This window comes from Pseudomonas sp. MWU349, from assembly GCF_017947325.1.
Lineage (GTDB): Bacteria > Pseudomonadota > Gammaproteobacteria > Pseudomonadales > Pseudomonadaceae > Aquipseudomonas > Aquipseudomonas protegens.
Window position 1 is genome coordinate 1056914 of record NZ_JAFEVP010000001.1, and the last position, 15038, is coordinate 1071951.

Consider the following 15038-nt stretch of genomic DNA (forward strand, 5'->3'; position numbering starts at 1 on the left):
TACTCGTTACGTCCCTGCACAAGAAGTGATGAGGGAAAGTTTTACCGAAGTGTATTAAGCGAGGGTTAACGTCAGCCTCAAGTGCGGATTACAATTTTGACATCATGTGTCGTTGCCGGCGCTGGGCCGCGTTGGCCGGGAAGGGCACCGTCTTGAGCGCCACTTGCGGACGCTGCCTGGTGCAAAAAAAAGCCCCGGGAACCGGCCAGGGTTCTCGGGGCTGTTTGCCGGCAAGCCGGCTCCTGCGGGTGTGGCAGGGGGCTTACTTCTGTACCACCGCGGCGTCGACCGGGGCCTTGGGTTTCATCAGGCTGAAATCGATCAGGGGCTTGCTCTGGCGCGAGTAGGGGTCGCCGATCAGCAGCGGGCGTGGCTTGAAGCTGTCGCTCACCAGGCTGCGGCTGTGGTCCAGCTCATTGAAACTCAGGCCCGCCAGGTCCGCCCAGGTGTGAATCAGCTGGGAGCTCATGTAGGGGCGGCTGAGGTCCGAGGCAAAGTTCCAGTCATGGGTTTCCCGCCATTTCGGCGAGGCCCAGGCCATGAACGGAATGGTGTACATCGGCGCCGTCGGCCGGGCTTCGTTGCGCCCCAGGGTGTCATGGCCGGCGGAGTCGAAGACGTCCTCGCCGTGGTCCGAGAGGTACAGCAGGAAACCGTTGGGGTCGGTCTTGGCGTAGTTCTTGATCAGGTTCGAGACCACGAAGTCGTTGTACAGCACGGCGTTGTCGTAGCTGTTGTAGGTCGGCAGCTGGTCGTCGCGCACGCCGGCCGGTACGCCCTGGCGATCGTTGAACTTGTCGAAGCTGGGCGGGTAGCGGTACTGGTAGCTCATGTGGGTGCCCAGCAGGTGGACCACGATGAACTTGCGTGGTGCGCTGTCGGCCAGGGCCTTGGAAAACGGCTCCAGTACATCGCCGTCGTACTGGCGGGCGTTCTGGTTGCGGTTGTTGTTCAGGTACACCTGCTCGTCCGCCTGTTCGGAGAAGGTGGTGAGCATGGTGTTGCGCTTGGTCATGGTCTGCTGGTTGGTGATCCAGTAGGTCTTGTAGCCGGCCTGCTTCATTACGCTGACCAGGGACGGGGTCTTGAGGTACAGGTCGGGGTTTTCTTCGTCGGCGAAGGTCAGCACCTGTTGCAGCGCCTCGATGGTGTAGGGGCGCGGGGTGATGACGTTGTTGAAGATCGCCAGCTGGTCCTTGAGCTTGTCCAGCTCCGGGGTGGTCTGGCGCGGATAGCCGTACAGGCTCATGCGCTGGCGGTTGGTGGATTCGCCGATGACCAGCACCAACGTGGCCGGCTGGTTGGCCATGCTGTCCTTGAGGTTGGTCAGGGGCGGGATCTTGCTGACGCTGTCGAGCATGCCTTGCATGCCGTCCAACTGTTCGCGGTAACGGCGATAGGCAATCACCATCTGCCAAGGCACCGCAGGCTCGATGCGGGTTTCGAATTTTTCCAGGCCGGCGGCCAGGGTGTCAGCGCGGGAGATCTGCTTGACCAGCGGGTAGCCGACAATCGCCACGAGGATCGCTGCGGCGGCCACCAGGGCCTGGCCGCGAGGCAGGTAGACCGGGCGCAGGCGGGTCCAGAGGAAGAAGGCGAATGCGCTGTGGGCCAGGAACGCCAGGAGCATCCACCAGGCAAAGTACTGGGTCAGGTATTCAACGGCTTCCGAGGGGTTGGACTCGAACATGATGAAGATGACGCTTTGCGAGAACTCCTGCTGGTAGACGAAGAAGTAGCCCAGGCTGGCCATGGAGCAGGCCCAGAGCACTACGCCGATCACCGCGGCCATGACTTTGGTGCGCGCCGGGAACAGCAGCATCGGTGCCAGCCAGATGGCGCTCATGAAGAACGCCTGGCGGAAACCAGTGAAGCCGGAGGTGTCGGTCAGCTGGATCAGCAGCTGGGTGATGCCGGAGAAATACCAGAAGAACAGGAACAGCCAGAGCAGCCCCATCCAGTCAAAACCTTTCGCAGATGTACTACTGCGTTTGAACAATGCCATTGAGCGCTCCCCAGGGATCCAGATTCATTGCGCGCCAAGGGCGTCGCGAATGAGCGCCGTCTTGTAACAAGACGGCCACAATGGCCGGGAGTATCGACAGGCAAGTGTGAAAAGTTTGTCAGCTGAACGTCGCTATTTTGTGGTTTGCAACGGGGGCTGTAGCGGTGTGGCGAGGGGCGACGGAGGGGCGGCTTGGCCCGGGACTCAAGGGGCTGAACGCAGGTCGGGCCTGCGTTCAGTGGCGAGGCTCAGCTCGCGGAGGAGAGGTGTAGCGGCGCCGGTTGACCCTGGTTTTGCAACTGCAGGCGCAATTGTGCGAGTTCCTGTTGCAGTTGATCGCGTTCGTCTTTGAGTTGACGCAATTCGTCACGACGAATGCTGACGTACAGGGTTTGTGCTGGTCGTGCCGGTAGTACTGTGCCCATTGCTTCACCTCGCAAATGGCGTGTCTCAACTATGCTTCGCTGGCTGCATCCCTTGCGCAAAGCACTATCGGCGGCAATTTTATTTCTTTTTCGGGCGAAGGGAACTTTTTTATTTTTCGCGGTCACTGTGCCTTCGCGCAGACTTGCAGCGTTATCCACCCAGGGCCAGGGAAACTTCAGGGGCTGGCACGGGACTAATCTTCATCGTTCTGCTGCCCGTCAGGGGAATTGGCTGGGGCCGGTCGATGGGCAATAAGCGCCGTCAGGGGTAAAAACTCGGAATCTGCCTGAAGATTGCGCTGTCTTGGGGCTTCTTGCCTTGTATAGTTGCGCCCCTCGGGATTTTGACCCGGCCCACTGGGCTATAACTTTTTTGATCAGAATTTTTGCAGTAGGAGCATCAGCACATGCAACTGGGGATTATTGGACTGGGCCGCATGGGCGGCAACATTGCACGGCGCCTGATGCTCAATGGGCACGAGACCGTAGTCTTTGACCGCAACACCGACTTCGTCAGCACCCTGGCCGCTGAAGGCGCCAAGGGCGTCGCCGACCTGCCGGCCCTGGTGGCGGGCCTGGAAAAACCCCGTGCAGTCTGGGTCATGCTGCCTGCCGGCGCACCCACCGAAGACACCATCGACACCCTCAGCCAGTTGCTGGAGCCGGGCGATGTGATCATCGACGGTGGCAACACCTACTATAAAGACGACATCCGCCGCGCCCGCGACCTGGCGCAAAAGGGCCTGAAGTACATCGATGTCGGCACCTCCGGCGGCGTCTGGGGCCTGGAGCGTGGCTACTGCATGATGATCGGCGGCGACGCGGCCGAAGTGCTGCGCCTGGACCCTCTGTTCGCTGCCCTGGCGCCCGGCATGGGCACCATCCCACGGACCAAGGACCGGGTCGCCGATGACGACCGCGCCGAGCGCGGCTACATCCACGCTGGCCCGGCCGGTTCCGGGCACTTCGTCAAGATGATCCACAACGGCATCGAGTACGGCATGATGCAGGCCTTCGCCGAGGGCTTCGACATCCTCAAGACCAAGGCCTCGGAAAGCCTGCCGGAAGACCAGCGCTTTGACCTCAATGTCGCCGATATCGCCGAAGTCTGGCGCCGTGGCAGCGTGGTGTCCTCCTGGCTGCTGGACCTGACCGCCGATGCCCTGGCGGGCGATCCGAAGCTCGACGGCTTCTCCGGCTCGGTGGCCGACAGTGGCGAAGGGCGCTGGACCATCGAAGCGGCCATGGAGCAATCGGTGCCGGTGCCGGTACTGTCCAACTCGCTGTTCTCCCGCTACCGCTCCCGCGGCCAGGGCACCTACGGTGACAAGCTGCTGTCGGCCATGCGCTTCGGCTTTGGCGGCCATGTGGAGACCGGGAAAAAATGACCACCACGCGAAAGAAGTCCAAGGCCTTGCCGGCGCCGCCGACCACGCTGTTCCTGTTCGGCGCCCGCGGTGATCTGGTCAAGCGCCTGCTGATGCCGGCGCTTTACAACCTCAGCCGCGACGGTTTGCTGGATGAGGGGCTGCGGATTGTCGGCGTTGACCACAACGCGGTGAGCGACGCCGAGTTCGCCACCCTGCTGGAAGACTTCCTTCGCGATGAAGTGCTCAACAAGCAAGGCCAGGGGGCGGCGGTGGATGCCGCCGTCTGGGCCCGCCTGACCCGGGGCATCAGCTATGTCCAGGGGGATTTTCTCGACGATTCCACCTATGCCGAATTGGCGGCGCGGATTGCCGCCAGCGGCACCGGCAACGCGGTGTTCTACCTGGCCACCGCACCACGCTTCTTCAGTGAAGTGGTGCGCCGCCTGGGCAGCGCCGGGTTGCTGGAGGAGGGGCCCCAGGCTTTTCGCCGGGTGGTGATCGAAAAGCCCTTCGGCTCCGACCTGCAGACCGCCGAAGCCCTCAACGGCTGCCTGCTCAAGGTCATGAGCGAAAAACAGATCTATCGCATCGACCATTACCTGGGCAAGGAAACGGTCCAGAACATCCTGGTCAGCCGTTTTTCCAACAGCCTGTTCGAGGCATTCTGGAACAACCACTACATCGACCACGTGCAGATCACCGCGGCGGAAACCGTCGGCGTGGAAACCCGTGGCAGCTTTTATGAACACACCGGCGCCCTGCGGGACATGGTGCCCAACCACCTGTTCCAGTTGCTGGCGATGGTGGCCATGGAGCCGCCCGCGGCCTTTGGCGCCGATGCGGTACGTGGCGAAAAGGCCAAGGTGGTGGGGGCTATCCGCCCCTGGTCCGTGGAAGAGGCCCGGGCCAACTCGGTGCGCGGCCAGTACAGCGCCGGTGAAGTGGCCGGCAAGGCGCTGGCGGGCTACCGCGAGGAAGCCAACGTGGCGCCCGACAGCAGCACCGAAACCTACGTTGCGCTGAAGGTGATGATCGACAACTGGCGCTGGGTCGGGGTGCCGTTCTACCTGCGTACCGGCAAGCGCATGAGCGTGCGCGACACCGAGATCGTCATCTGCTTCAAGCCGGCGCCCTATGCACAGTTCCGCGATACCGAGGTCGAGCGCCTGTTGCCGACCTACCTGCGGATCCAGATCCAGCCCAACGAAGGCATGTGGTTCGACCTGCTGGCGAAAAAGCCCGGGCCGAGCCTGGACATGGCCAACATCGAACTGGGTTTTGCCTACCGCGACTTCTTCGAGATGCAGCCCTCCACTGGCTACGAGACCTTGATCTACGACTGCCTGATCGGCGACCAGACCCTGTTCCAGCGCGCCGACAACATCGAGAACGGCTGGCGCGCGGTGCAACCCTTCCTCGATGCCTGGCAGCAGGACGCCAGCTTGCAGAGCTACCCGGCGGGCGTGGATGGCCCGGCAGCCGGGGATGAACTACTGGCCCGGGATGGCCGCGTATGGCGCCCTCTGGGATGAGCGGCATGCCGGCGCGGCCTATCGAGTTCCTCCTCAGCGATATGGATGGCACCCTGTTGCGCCCCGACCACAGCCTCAGCCCCCGCACCCTGGAGGCGGTCCGTGCGCTGCGCGAGGCCGGGGTGGCCTTCAGCCTGGCCACTGGGCGGCCGCCGCGGGCCATGCGGCAGCAGATCGAGGCCCTGGGGGTCGACCTGCCCACTGCCGGCTTCAACGGCGGCAGCATCGTCAAGCCCGATGGCAGTTTTCTGGTTCGCCACCATGTTCCGGTGGAAGCGGCGGTCACCGCGTTGCTGCTGTTCGAACCCTGCCCACAGGTCGAGACCTGGGTGTTTGCCGACAACGAATGGCTGCTGCGCAACCTGGACGGTGCCCTGATGCCCCTGGAACGCCAGGCGCTGGGGTACGCCCCCAAGGTGGTGGATAGCTTCGAGGAATACCTGCCGCGCATCGACAAGATCGTCGCCGCCAGCAGCGATCACCGCTTGCTGGTGCAACTGGAGGCCCGCTTGCAGGCCGCCACTGCCGGGCAGGCCCAGGCGTCCCGTTCCCAACCCAGGTTCCTCGACCTCACTGCTTTGCAGGCGGACAAGGGGCAGGCCCTGGCGACCCTGGCCGAATACCTGGGGGTGCCGCTGGAGCGCACCGCGGCCCTGGGTGATGGCGGCAACGACCCGGCGATGTTCCAGCGTGCCGGCCTGTCGATTGCCATGGGCCAGGCGGAAGAACAGGTCAAGCGCCAGGCTGATGTGATCACCGGCAGCAACCTGGAAGACGGCGCCGCCGAAGCCATCGAGCGCTATATCCTCATGCGTTGAGGGCCGTGGCCCGGCAACGTGCCGGGCCACGGCCCCCAGTCCTGCATCCATTGCGCCCCAGCTGCAGTCCCGGGGCGCCCCAAACAGCGGTTACAACCAGTAGCTCACCGCATACCAGCCCAGCAGCCCCATCACCACGGTGTAGGGCAGGGCCATCCACACCATCCGTCCGTAGGACAGGCGCACCAGCGGCGCAATCGCCGAGGTCAGTAGGAACAGGAAGGCCGCCTGGCCATTGGGCGTGGCCACGCTTGGCAGGTTGGTGCCGGTATTGATGGCGATCGCCAGGGTTTCGAAGTGCTCGCGGCTCATTTGCCCGGAGATGAAGGCCTGTTTCACTTCGGTGATGTAGATGGTGGCCACGAACACGTTGTCGCTGATGGCCGAGAGCACGCCATTGGCAATGAACAGCATGCCCGGCTGCTGGTCCGCCGGCAGCGCCAGCACCCACTGGATCAGCGGGGTGAACAGTTGCTGCTGGTGAATCACCGCCACCACGGCAAAGAACACCACCAGCAGGGCGGTAAAGGGCATGGCGTCCTTGAACGCGTTGCCCAGGCGGTGTTCGTCGGTGATCCCGGTAAAGGCGGTGATCAGAACGATCACCAGCAGGCCGATCAGCCCGACCTCGGCCACATGCAGGGCCAGGGCGACGATCAGGATCAAGGCCGCCAGCCCCTGCACCAGCAGGGCCGCGCGCTGGCGCGAGGTACGCTGGGCATCGTCCTCGGCGGCGTAGTGGGCCAGCACTCGGCGCACGTTGTCCGGCAGCAGGGTGCCATAGCCGAACCAGCGCAACTTCTCCAGCAGCACGCAGGTCACCAGGCCTGCGGCCAGGACCGGCATCGAAACCGGTGCCACCTTGCTGAAGAAGTCGGCGAAGTGCCAGCCCATTTCATGGCCGATCAGCAGGTTCTGCGGTTCCCCCACCAGGGTGCATACGCCGCCCAGGGCGGTGCCCACGGCGCCATGCATCAGCAGGCTGCGCAGGAAGGCGCGGAACTGCTCCAGATCGTCATGATGCAGGGCAGGCAACTGTTGGTCGTCGGCGAAGGCGCTGTCCTGGCGCGGGTCATTGCCGGACGCCACCCGGTGATACACCGAATAGAAGCCTACCGCGGCGCTGATGATCACTGCGGTGACGGTCAGGGCGTCGAGAAAGGCCGAGAGGAACGCCGAGAGAAAGCAGAACAGCAGCCCCAGCAGCGCCTTGGAGCGCACCCCCAGCAGCAGCCGGGAGAACAGGTAGAGCAGCAACTCCTTCATGAAGTAGATGCCGGCCACCATAAACATCAGCAGCAGGATCACCGGGAAGTTGTGCACCAGCTCGTCATACAGCGCCTGGGGCGTGGTCATGCCCAGCACCAGCGCTTGCACCAGCAGCAAACCGCCGGGCATCAAGGGGTAGCACTTGAGGGCCATGGCCAGGGTGAAGATGAATTCGATCACCAGGCACCAGCCGGCGGCGGCCGGGCTGACAGCGAAGAACAGCAGAGGGTTGAGCACCAGGAACGCGACAATGCTTGCCTTGTACCAGCGGGGTGATTGGCCGAGAAAATTGTGGGCGAACGCCTGGGCCATTGAAGCGGACATTGGCGGCTCCTTGTAGTGAGAAGCGCGCAACTTGCCCCATGGCGGATTGAGAATCAAGAATTGATGAAATCTTTTGCGACAAACTTCGCCACAACCCCAGCGGCCGCCATTGCACAACCTCCCGTAGGAGCCGGCTTGCCGGCGAAGAGGCCCATGAGCCTTGCGCAGCCCTCAAGCACGCCTTCGCTGGCAAGCCAGCTCCTACGGGGGCTGGCGGCGCAAAGCTGTTGTAGGAGCCGGCTTGCCGGCGAAGAGGCCCATGAGCCTTGCGCAGCCCTCAAGCACGCCTTCGCTGGCAAGCCAGCTCCTACGGGGGGGGGGCTGGCGGCGCAAAGCTGTTGTAGGAGCCGGCTTGCCGGCGAAGGGGGCCTTGAGCCTTGCGCAGCCTTCAAGGGTTTCACTCAGTACGCTTGGCCACCAGGGTCAGGATGTCGTAACTGGCCACCACCTCGCCCAGCTGGTTGCTGACTTCCACATCCCAGGCCACCACTCCTTGCGGCGTGCCCTGGGGGCTTAGCTTGCCCTGGTCGATCTTGCGTTTGCAGGTCAGGCGCGCCTGCAGGGTGTCGCCAATGCCCACCGGGGTGATGAAGCGCAGGGTGTCCAGGCCGTAGTTGGCCAGCACCGGGCCGGGGCCCGGGGAAACGAACAGCCCGGCCGCCGCCGAGAGCACGAAATAGCCGTGGGCGATGCGCTTGCCGAACTGCGACTCCCTGGCGGCAATCTCGTCGAAGTGCATATAGAAATGGTCCCCCGACAGGCAACCGAAGTTCACCAGGTCGGCCTCGGTCACGGTACGCCGGTGGGTCAGCAGGGATTCGCCGATCCGCAGGTCCTGGAAGTGCCGGCGGAAGGGGTGGACCTCGGTTTCGACTACCTGGGCACCGCGCACGTACTCGCCGGTTACCGCCGCCAGCATGCTTGGCGAGCCCTGGATCGCCGCCCGTTGCAGGTAATGCTTGACCGCCCGCAGGCCCCCCAGCTCTTCGCCACCCCCGGCGCGGCCCGGGCCGCCATGCTTGAGCTGTGGCAGGGGCGAGCCGTGGCCGGTGGATTCGCCAGCACAGTGGCGGTCCAGCACCAGCAAGCGACCGTGCCAGGCCGCAGCCCGGGGAATGACCTGGGCGGCAATGGCCGGGCTCTTGGTGACCAGGCTGGCCACCAGGCTGCCCTTGCCGCGAGAGGCCAGCTCCAGTGCCTGGTCCAGGTCGTCATAAGCCATCAGGGTGCTGACCGGGCCAAAGGCTTCGATGTCGTGGGCGCCGCCCTCGGCCATGGGATCGCGCGCCAGTAACAGGGTCGGGGCGAAGAACGCGCCCTGGCTGACGTTTGCGCCTCGGGGCTCGAAGCCGTCCCGGGCACCGAACAGCAGGTCGCTGCTGTGCAGCAGGCTTTGCAGGCGCTCGGCCACATCGCGCTGCTGTTCATGGGAGGCCAGGGCGCCCATGCGCACACCTTCCACCGCCGGGTCGCCCGCCACCACCTTCGACAGGCGTTCGCGCAACCTGGTGGCCACCGCATCCAGTTGGTTGGCGGGGACGATGGCGCGGCGGATGGCGGTGCATTTCTGCCCGGCCTTGACCGTCATTTCCCGTGCCACTTCCTTGATGAACAGCTCGAATTCCTCGTCGTCCGGGCTTACGTCCGGGGCCAGGATCGCGCAGTTCAGCGAGTCGGCCTCGGCATTGAAGGGTACCGAATGACGGATCAGGTGCGGGTTGGCCCGCAGTCGTCCGGCGGTGCTGGCGGAGCCGGTGAAAGTCACCAGGTCCTGGCCTTGCAGGCGGTCCAGCAGGTCGCCGGTAGCGCCTATCACCAATTGCAGGCTGCCTTCGGGCAGCAGCCCTGATTCGTGCATCAGCCGCACTGCGGCCTCGGTCAGGTAGCTGGTGGCGCTGGCTGGCTTGACGATGCAGGGCATGCCGGCCAGGAAGCAGGGGGCGAATTTTTCCAGCATGCCCCAGATCGGAAAGTTGAAGGCGTTGATGTGCACCGCCACCCCACCCCGGGGCACCAGGATGTGGCTGCCGGCAAAGCTGCCGAGCTTGCTCAGAGATTGCGCCGGGCCTTCGTGCAACACGTTGCCCGACGGCAGTTCCCGGGCGCCGAGGCCGGCGTAGCTGAACAGGGTGCTGTTGCCGCCCTCGATATCGATCCAGCTGTCGGCCCGCGTCGCGCCGCTGTGATGGGACAGGGCATAGAGCTGCTCCTTGCGCTCGCTCAGATACAGCGCCAGGGCCTTGAGGCGCTGGGCCCGCTGCTGGAAATCCAGGGCCAGCAAGGTCTTGCCGCCCTGATGGCGACTAAAGGCCAGGGCCTCGGCGAAGTCCGGGGCCTCCTCGTGGGTGCGCGCCACTTCATGCCCATCGATGGCGCTGCGCAGTGACTGGGCCGGGTGCTGGCCAAACCAGCGGCCGGCTATGAAGCTTTGCAGGGTAGGAGCCTGTGGCATGGGGATTCCTCCAGAGGGTGAACCGGGTTCGAGCGCGGCTGCCCGCGCTCATGGATGGGGTCAGTGATGAGTGGCGCCGGATGCGCCAATGCCGGTCATGGAGCGGATGAACTGCGCCAGGTAGCGCCCGCGCTCCAGTTCGGCCCGGGGCGAGCGGTCGCTGACGGAGAAGGCCCAGGCACAGAAGAACGCCAGGCTCATGGAAAACAGCGCCGGGTTGGCATAGGGAAACAGCGCCTGGGGGTGATGCAGCACATTGACCCAGACCGCCGGGCTGAGCATCAGCAGCACAATCGCCGAGACCAGGCCAGCCAGGCTGCCGCCCACCGCGCCGCGAGTGGTGAGGCCTTTCCAGAACATGGAAAGAAACAGCACCGGGAAATTCACCGAAGCGGCGATGGCCAGCACCAGCCCCGAGAGAAAGGCAATGTTCTGCGATTCGAACAACAGCCCCAGCAGCACCGCCAGCACCCCGATGCACAGGGTGGCGATCCGCGAGACGCGCATTTCCTGCCGGGTGCTGGCCTGGCCCTTGCGCAGCACGCAGGCGTACAGGTCGTGGGAGACCGCCGAGGCGCCGGACAGCGCCAGCCCGGCCACCACCGCCAGGATGGTGGCGAAGGCCACGGCCGAGATGAAGCCCAGGAACAGGTTGCCGCCCACCGCCTGGGCCAGGTGCACGGCAATCATGTTGGCGCCGCCGATGATCGTGCCGCCGGCATCGCGGTACTGGGGCTCGGTACCGACCATGACGATGGCACCGAAGCCGACAATGATCAGCAGCAGGTAGAAGTAGCCGATGAAACCGGTGGCGTAGAACACGCTCTTGCGTGCTTCCCGGGCATCGCTGACGGTGAAGAAACGCATGAGGATGTGCGGCAGGCCGGCGGTGCCGAACATCATGCCCAGCCCCAGGGAAATGGCATCGATGGGGTTGGACAGCAACCCGCCCGGGGCCATGATCGCGCTGCCCTTGGCGTGCACCGCGCTGGCCTGGGCGAACAGCGCCTCGCTGCTGAAGCCGAAGTGCTTGAGCACCATGAAGGCCATGAAGCTGGTGCCCGAGAGCAGCATCAGCGCCTTGATGATCTGTACCCAGGTGGTGGCCAGCATGCCGCCGAAGGTCACGTAGCAGACCATCAGCAGGCCCACCAGCATCACCGCATAGAGGTAGCTGATGCCAAACAGCAGCTCGATCAGCTTGCCGGCGCCGACCATCTGCGCCACCAGGTACATCAGCGCCACGCTCAGGGTGCCGAAGGCCGAGGTCAGGCGTACCGGCGTCTGGGCCAGGCGATAGGACACCACGTCGGCGAAGGTGTACTTGCCCAGGTTGCGCAGGCGTTCAGCGATCAGGAACAGGATGATCGGCCAGCCGGCCAGCACCCCCAGGGCGTACAACAGACCGTCGTAGCCATTGAGGAACATCATTGCCGAGATGCCGAGGAAAGACGCCGCGGAAATCATGTCGCCGGCGATCGCCAGGCCATTCTGCAAGCCGCTCATGCCGCCACCGGCGGTATAGAAATCGCTGGCAGAGCGGGTGCGCCGGGCGGCCCAGCGGGTGATGCCGAGGGTCATCAGGACAAACACCAGGAACATGCCGATGGCGTTCCAGTTCAATGGCCGCACGGGCGTGTCGGCCGCCAGGGCCAGGTCGGTGGCCAGCAGGCCGGGCAGCAGCAATAGAGCGAGCAGGCGCTTCATGGTTGGCACTCGCGCTTGAGCTTGTCGTTCAGCGGGTCCAGCAGGCGGTTGCTGCGGTAGACGTAGAAGCCGGTGAGGGCAAAGGCCAGGCCGATCATTGCCACACCTACCGCATGCCGACGCTGGTGGCTCCGCCGGCCAACGAGCGCCCCAGCAGCCCGGGGTGGAAAGCCACCAGCAGTACGAAGCCGTAGTAGGCCAGGAGCATGATCAGGGTCAGCGACCAGTAGAGGCGCTGCTTGCGCCGCACCAGCTGGATGAAGTCCGGATGGCGGGTGATGTGGGCGATCTGTCGTGGGGTCATGGCGCGTTCTCTTGTTTTTGTTGTTGGTGGCACGTGAAGGCGCTGCGCGGCCTTTCGCAGCTTCGCTGGGGTGCGGCAGCGGCTACGGGCGGCTGCGGGGAGCGCCGGAGTCAGAGCTGGTCGAAGTCCAGTACCACCTTGTCGCTGAGCGGGAACGATTGGCAGGAGAGGACGTAGCCGGCCGCCACTTCGTAGTCTTCCAGGGCGTGGTTGCTGTCCATTTCCACTTCGCCTTCGATGACCTTGCATTTGCAGGTGGAGCAGACTCCGGCCTTGCATGAGTAGGGCAGTTCGGCGCCCTGGGCGTTGCCGGCATCGAGAATGCTCTGGCTGTTGCGCGGCAGGTCGAAGGCCAGGGCGCGGCCGTCGCTGATGACGGTGATCCGGCTGTGCCGGGCATCCAGGGCGTGGGCGGTTTCCCGGGCCTGGCGCTTGTGCCCGTCGCTGCCGGCGTGGAACAGCTCGAGGTGGATGCGCCCGGCCGGCATGCCGGCAGCCTTGAGGCTGTCGCGCACGGTTTCGGTCATGGCCTGGGGGCCGCAGATGAACGCGGCCTCCAGTTGCTGGACCTCGAGCCAGCGGGAAAACAGCTGCTGGCACTTGTACTGGTCGATGCGCCCGTTGTACAGGTCGATGTCCTGCCGTTCGCGGCTGAACACGAACATCAGGTTCAGCCGCTGCAGGTAGCGGTTCTTCAGGTCCTCAAGCTGTTCGCGAAACAGCGCCGAGTTGCTGGAGCGGTTGCCGTAGAGCAGGGTGACCCGGCTGTGGGGCTCGGTTTGCAGGGTGGTCTTGATGATCGACAGGATCGGCGTGATGCCGCTGCCGGCCGCCACCGCCAGGTAATGGCCGCGCCGCGCCGGGTCAAGCTCCACATGGAAACGCCCGGCCGGGGGCATCACGTCCAGGCTGTGGCCGGGATGCAATCGTTCATGGGCGAAGGCCGAGAAACGCCCGCCGGCCACGCGCTTGACCGCGATGCGCAGTTCACCATCGTTGACCCCGGTGCAGATCGAATAGGAGCGGCGCACTTCCTCGCCTTCAAGCTCGGCGCGCAGCACCAGGTGCTGGCCCTGGGTGAAGTGGAACTGCTGCTGCAGGTGCGGGGGTACCTCGAAGGCGATGGACACCGCGTCGCGGGTTTCATTGCGCAGGTCCTTGATGGTCAGGCGGTGGAACTGGCTCATGGTGGTTCTCCACTGCGGCGCCGGGCCGCTCAGATGCACTTGAAGTAGTCGAAGGGTTCCAGGCAATCACGGCAGCGATACAGGGCCTTGCAGGCGGTGGAGCCGAACTCGCTGAGGCGCTCGCTGTGGGCGCTGCCGCATTGCGGGCAGAGCACCTGGGGCGTTTCTCCCAGCAGGCTGCGCTTGCTGCTGCCCGAGGGCGGTGCAATGCCGTAGGCCTGCAGGCGCTGGCGCCCGCGCTCGGTGATCCAGTCGGTGGTCCAGGCCGGGGTCAGCTGGCGCAGCAGCCTGGGGGCCTTGAAGCCGGCGCGCTCCAGGGCCTGGCGGATGTCGCTTTCGATCACCTCGGTGGCCGGGCAGCCGGAGTAGGTCGGGGTGACCGCCACCTGCAGGTGCCCCTGGTGCCAGTCGAGGTGGCGCACGATGCCCAGGTCGAGCACGCTGACCACCGGCACTTCCGGGTCCATGACCCGGTCGAGAATGGCCCAGGCGGTGTCCAGGTCCCCGGGCAACGGGTCGCGAGCCCCCAGGTCGCTGCCGATCAGCTCACCAGACCGCATCGGGATAGGCTCGCGGCAGTGATTGCATCTGGGCCAGCAGCAGGCCCAGGTGTTCGGTATGCAGGCCTTTGCGCGCATCCAGGTAGAAGTGGCTGGGTGCTTCGGGCACAGGCAGCGTGGCCCGGGCGAACACCGCGGCGACCCTGTCCCGCCAGGCGGTGGCGACCTGAGCCGGGTCCGCCAGCAGCCCGGCCTGGTGCAACGCGAGCTCCGCAGGATCGGTGGCGATCAGTTCCTCGGTAAAGCGCCACAGCCGCGCCAGGGCCTGGAGCATGCGCCGGTGGCTTTCCTCGGTGCCGTCCCCCAGGCGCTCGACCCACTCGCTGGAGCGACGCAGGTGGTAGGTGACTTCCTTGAACGCCTTGGCGGCGACCCCGACGATGCGTGGATCGCTGGACAGGCACAGGCCACGGAGGGTTTCCAGGTGCCAGGCGTCGTAGAAGAACTGCTTGAGCATGGTCACCGCGAAGTCGCCATTGGGTTGTTCCACCAGCAGCAGGTTGCGGTAGGCGCGTTCGTCGCGGCGAAAGGCCAGATGGTCGGCATCCCGCCCGTCCGCCAGCAGTTCGGCGGCATAGTCCAGCCAGTTGCGGGCCTGGCCCACCAGGTCGAGACCGACGTTCATCAGGGCCAGTTCTTCTTCCAGGGCCGGAGCCCGGCCGCACCATTCGCACAGGCGCTGGCCCTGGACCAGGGCACTGTCGCCCAGGCGCAGCAGGTGGTTGAGCAGATCGTTTGCAGGGTTCATGGCCGGCCTCACATGTGTCCGACTTCGGGGGGCAACTGGTAGAAGCTGGCGTGGCGGTAGACCTTGTCGTCCGCCGGGTCGAACAGCGGCTCCTTTTCGTCCGGCGAGGAGGCGACGATCTGCGCCGACGGCACCACCCACAGGCTCACGCCTTCGCTGCGCCGGGTGTAGAGGTCGCGGGCGTTGGCCATGGCCATCGGGGCATCGGCGGCGTGCACGCTGCCGACATGCTTGTGGTTGAGGCCGTGCTTGCTGCGCACGAAAACCTCGTAAAGGGTCCATTCAGACATTGCAGTGACTCCACATCAGGGCTGGAGGGCCGTTACCCCTGGGGGCA

At 65.0% G+C, this 15038-nt stretch carries 12 protein-coding genes and 1 pseudogene; 3 read left to right on the forward strand and 10 right to left on the reverse strand.

Annotation, left to right across the window (positions count from 1 at the left end):
- Nucleotides 1-262: 262 nt before the first annotated feature.
- Both KCG88_RS04585 and KCG88_RS30860 read right to left on the reverse strand, forming a co-directional pair.
- Nucleotides 263-2005, reverse strand: coding sequence for a phosphoethanolamine transferase CptA (locus tag KCG88_RS04585; RefSeq protein ID WP_210711849.1), 1743 nt, complete (start codon nucleotides 2003-2005; stop codon nucleotides 263-265).
- Nucleotides 2006-2253: 248 nt separating this feature from the next.
- A complete protein-coding gene (locus KCG88_RS30860) occupies nucleotides 2254-2430 on the reverse strand; it encodes a DUF6026 family protein (RefSeq protein ID WP_199521971.1) in 177 nt (58 codons plus the stop codon).
- Nucleotides 2431-2837: 407 nt separating this feature from the next.
- Here KCG88_RS30860 and gnd point away from each other — a divergent pair, with 407 nt between their 5' ends.
- The 3 genes from gnd to KCG88_RS04605 are packed head-to-tail and all read left to right on the forward strand — an operon-like array spanning nucleotide 2838 to nucleotide 6150.
- Nucleotides 2838-3818 carry a phosphogluconate dehydrogenase (NAD(+)-dependent, decarboxylating) gene (gene gnd / locus KCG88_RS04595; RefSeq protein WP_011061431.1) on the forward strand — a complete coding sequence of 327 codons (981 nt, stop codon included), beginning with the start codon at nucleotides 2838-2840 and terminating at the stop codon, nucleotides 3816-3818.
- Nucleotides 3815-5332, forward strand: coding sequence for a glucose-6-phosphate dehydrogenase (gene zwf / locus KCG88_RS04600; protein WP_047286745.1), 1518 nt, complete (start codon nucleotides 3815-3817; stop codon nucleotides 5330-5332). Before gnd ends, zwf begins: the two co-directional genes overlap by 4 nt.
- Nucleotides 5314-6150, forward strand: a complete 837-nt coding sequence (locus KCG88_RS04605) for a Cof-type HAD-IIB family hydrolase (protein ID WP_080966956.1) — start codon at nucleotides 5314-5316, stop codon at nucleotides 6148-6150. Before zwf ends, KCG88_RS04605 begins: the two co-directional genes overlap by 19 nt.
- Nucleotides 6151-6240: 90 nt before the next feature.
- Here KCG88_RS04605 and nhaB read toward each other — a convergent pair whose 3' ends face one another.
- The 8 genes and pseudogenes from nhaB to paaB form a co-directional block, all read right to left on the reverse strand.
- Nucleotides 6241-7743, reverse strand: coding sequence for a sodium/proton antiporter NhaB (gene nhaB / locus KCG88_RS04610; RefSeq protein ID WP_047286742.1), 1503 nt, complete (start codon nucleotides 7741-7743; stop codon nucleotides 6241-6243).
- A 397-nt stretch (nucleotides 7744-8140) separates the two neighbouring features.
- Nucleotides 8141-10195, reverse strand: coding sequence for a phenylacetic acid degradation bifunctional protein PaaZ (gene paaZ / locus KCG88_RS04615; RefSeq protein WP_210711850.1), 2055 nt, complete (start codon nucleotides 10193-10195; stop codon nucleotides 8141-8143).
- 60 nt (nucleotides 10196-10255) lie between these two features.
- Entirely contained in the window at nucleotides 10256-11902 is a 1647-nt protein-coding gene (locus KCG88_RS04620; protein ID WP_210711851.1) for a cation acetate symporter, read from the reverse strand.
- Nucleotides 11899-12206 (reverse strand): annotated as a pseudogene (locus KCG88_RS04625) (DUF485 domain-containing protein). The gene KCG88_RS04620 and the pseudogene KCG88_RS04625 overlap by 4 nt, the downstream one beginning before the upstream one ends.
- Before the next feature lie 110 nt (nucleotides 12207-12316).
- The gene (gene paaE, locus KCG88_RS04630) at nucleotides 12317-13393 is read right to left on the reverse strand and encodes a 1,2-phenylacetyl-CoA epoxidase subunit PaaE (RefSeq protein ID WP_210711852.1); all 1077 of its coding nucleotides are present in this window, start codon (nucleotides 13391-13393) and stop codon (nucleotides 12317-12319) included.
- Between the two features lie 29 nt (nucleotides 13394-13422).
- Nucleotides 13423-13953 (reverse strand): 1,2-phenylacetyl-CoA epoxidase subunit PaaD, encoded by a 531-nt coding sequence (gene paaD, locus KCG88_RS04635; RefSeq protein ID WP_210711853.1) that lies wholly within the window; start codon nucleotides 13951-13953, stop codon nucleotides 13423-13425.
- Nucleotides 13940-14701 (reverse strand): 1,2-phenylacetyl-CoA epoxidase subunit PaaC, encoded by a 762-nt coding sequence (gene paaC, locus KCG88_RS04640; RefSeq protein WP_210711854.1) that lies wholly within the window; start codon nucleotides 14699-14701, stop codon nucleotides 13940-13942. Before paaC ends, paaD begins: the two co-directional genes overlap by 14 nt.
- Nucleotides 14702-14709: 8 nt before the next feature.
- Nucleotides 14710-14991 (reverse strand): 1,2-phenylacetyl-CoA epoxidase subunit PaaB, encoded by a 282-nt coding sequence (gene paaB, locus KCG88_RS04645; protein WP_011061421.1) that lies wholly within the window; start codon nucleotides 14989-14991, stop codon nucleotides 14710-14712.
- Nucleotides 14992-15038 lie beyond the last annotated feature (47 nt).

Bases quoted from the DNA above. Each gene is read 5' to 3' on its own strand.
- paaE (WP_210711852.1), bottom strand. From the start codon at position 13,393: ATGAGCCAGTTCCACCGCCTGACCATCAAGGACCTGCGCAATGAAACC.
- paaD (WP_210711853.1), bottom strand. From the start codon at position 13,953: ATGCGGTCTGGTGAGCTGATCGGCAGCGACCTGGGGGCTCGCGACCCG.
- KCG88_RS04620 (WP_210711851.1), bottom strand. From the start codon at position 11,902: ATGAAGCGCCTGCTCGCTCTATTGCTGCTGCCCGGCCTGCTGGCCACC.
- paaZ (WP_210711850.1), bottom strand. From the start codon at position 10,195: ATGCCACAGGCTCCTACCCTGCAAAGCTTCATAGCCGGCCGCTGGTTT.
- paaB (WP_011061421.1), bottom strand. From the start codon at position 14,991: ATGTCTGAATGGACCCTTTACGAGGTTTTCGTGCGCAGCAAGCACGGC.
- gnd (WP_011061431.1), top strand. From the start codon at position 2,838: ATGCAACTGGGGATTATTGGACTGGGCCGCATGGGCGGCAACATTGCA.
- nhaB (WP_047286742.1), bottom strand. From the start codon at position 7,743: ATGTCCGCTTCAATGGCCCAGGCGTTCGCCCACAATTTTCTCGGCCAA.
- KCG88_RS04585 (WP_210711849.1), bottom strand. From the start codon at position 2,005: ATGGCATTGTTCAAACGCAGTAGTACATCTGCGAAAGGTTTTGACTGG.
- KCG88_RS04605 (WP_080966956.1), top strand. From the start codon at position 5,314: ATGGCGCCCTCTGGGATGAGCGGCATGCCGGCGCGGCCTATCGAGTTC.
- KCG88_RS30860 (WP_199521971.1), bottom strand. From the start codon at position 2,430: ATGGGCACAGTACTACCGGCACGACCAGCACAAACCCTGTACGTCAGC.
- paaC (WP_210711854.1), bottom strand. From the start codon at position 14,701: ATGAACCCTGCAAACGATCTGCTCAACCACCTGCTGCGCCTGGGCGAC.
- zwf (WP_047286745.1), top strand. From the start codon at position 3,815: ATGACCACCACGCGAAAGAAGTCCAAGGCCTTGCCGGCGCCGCCGACC.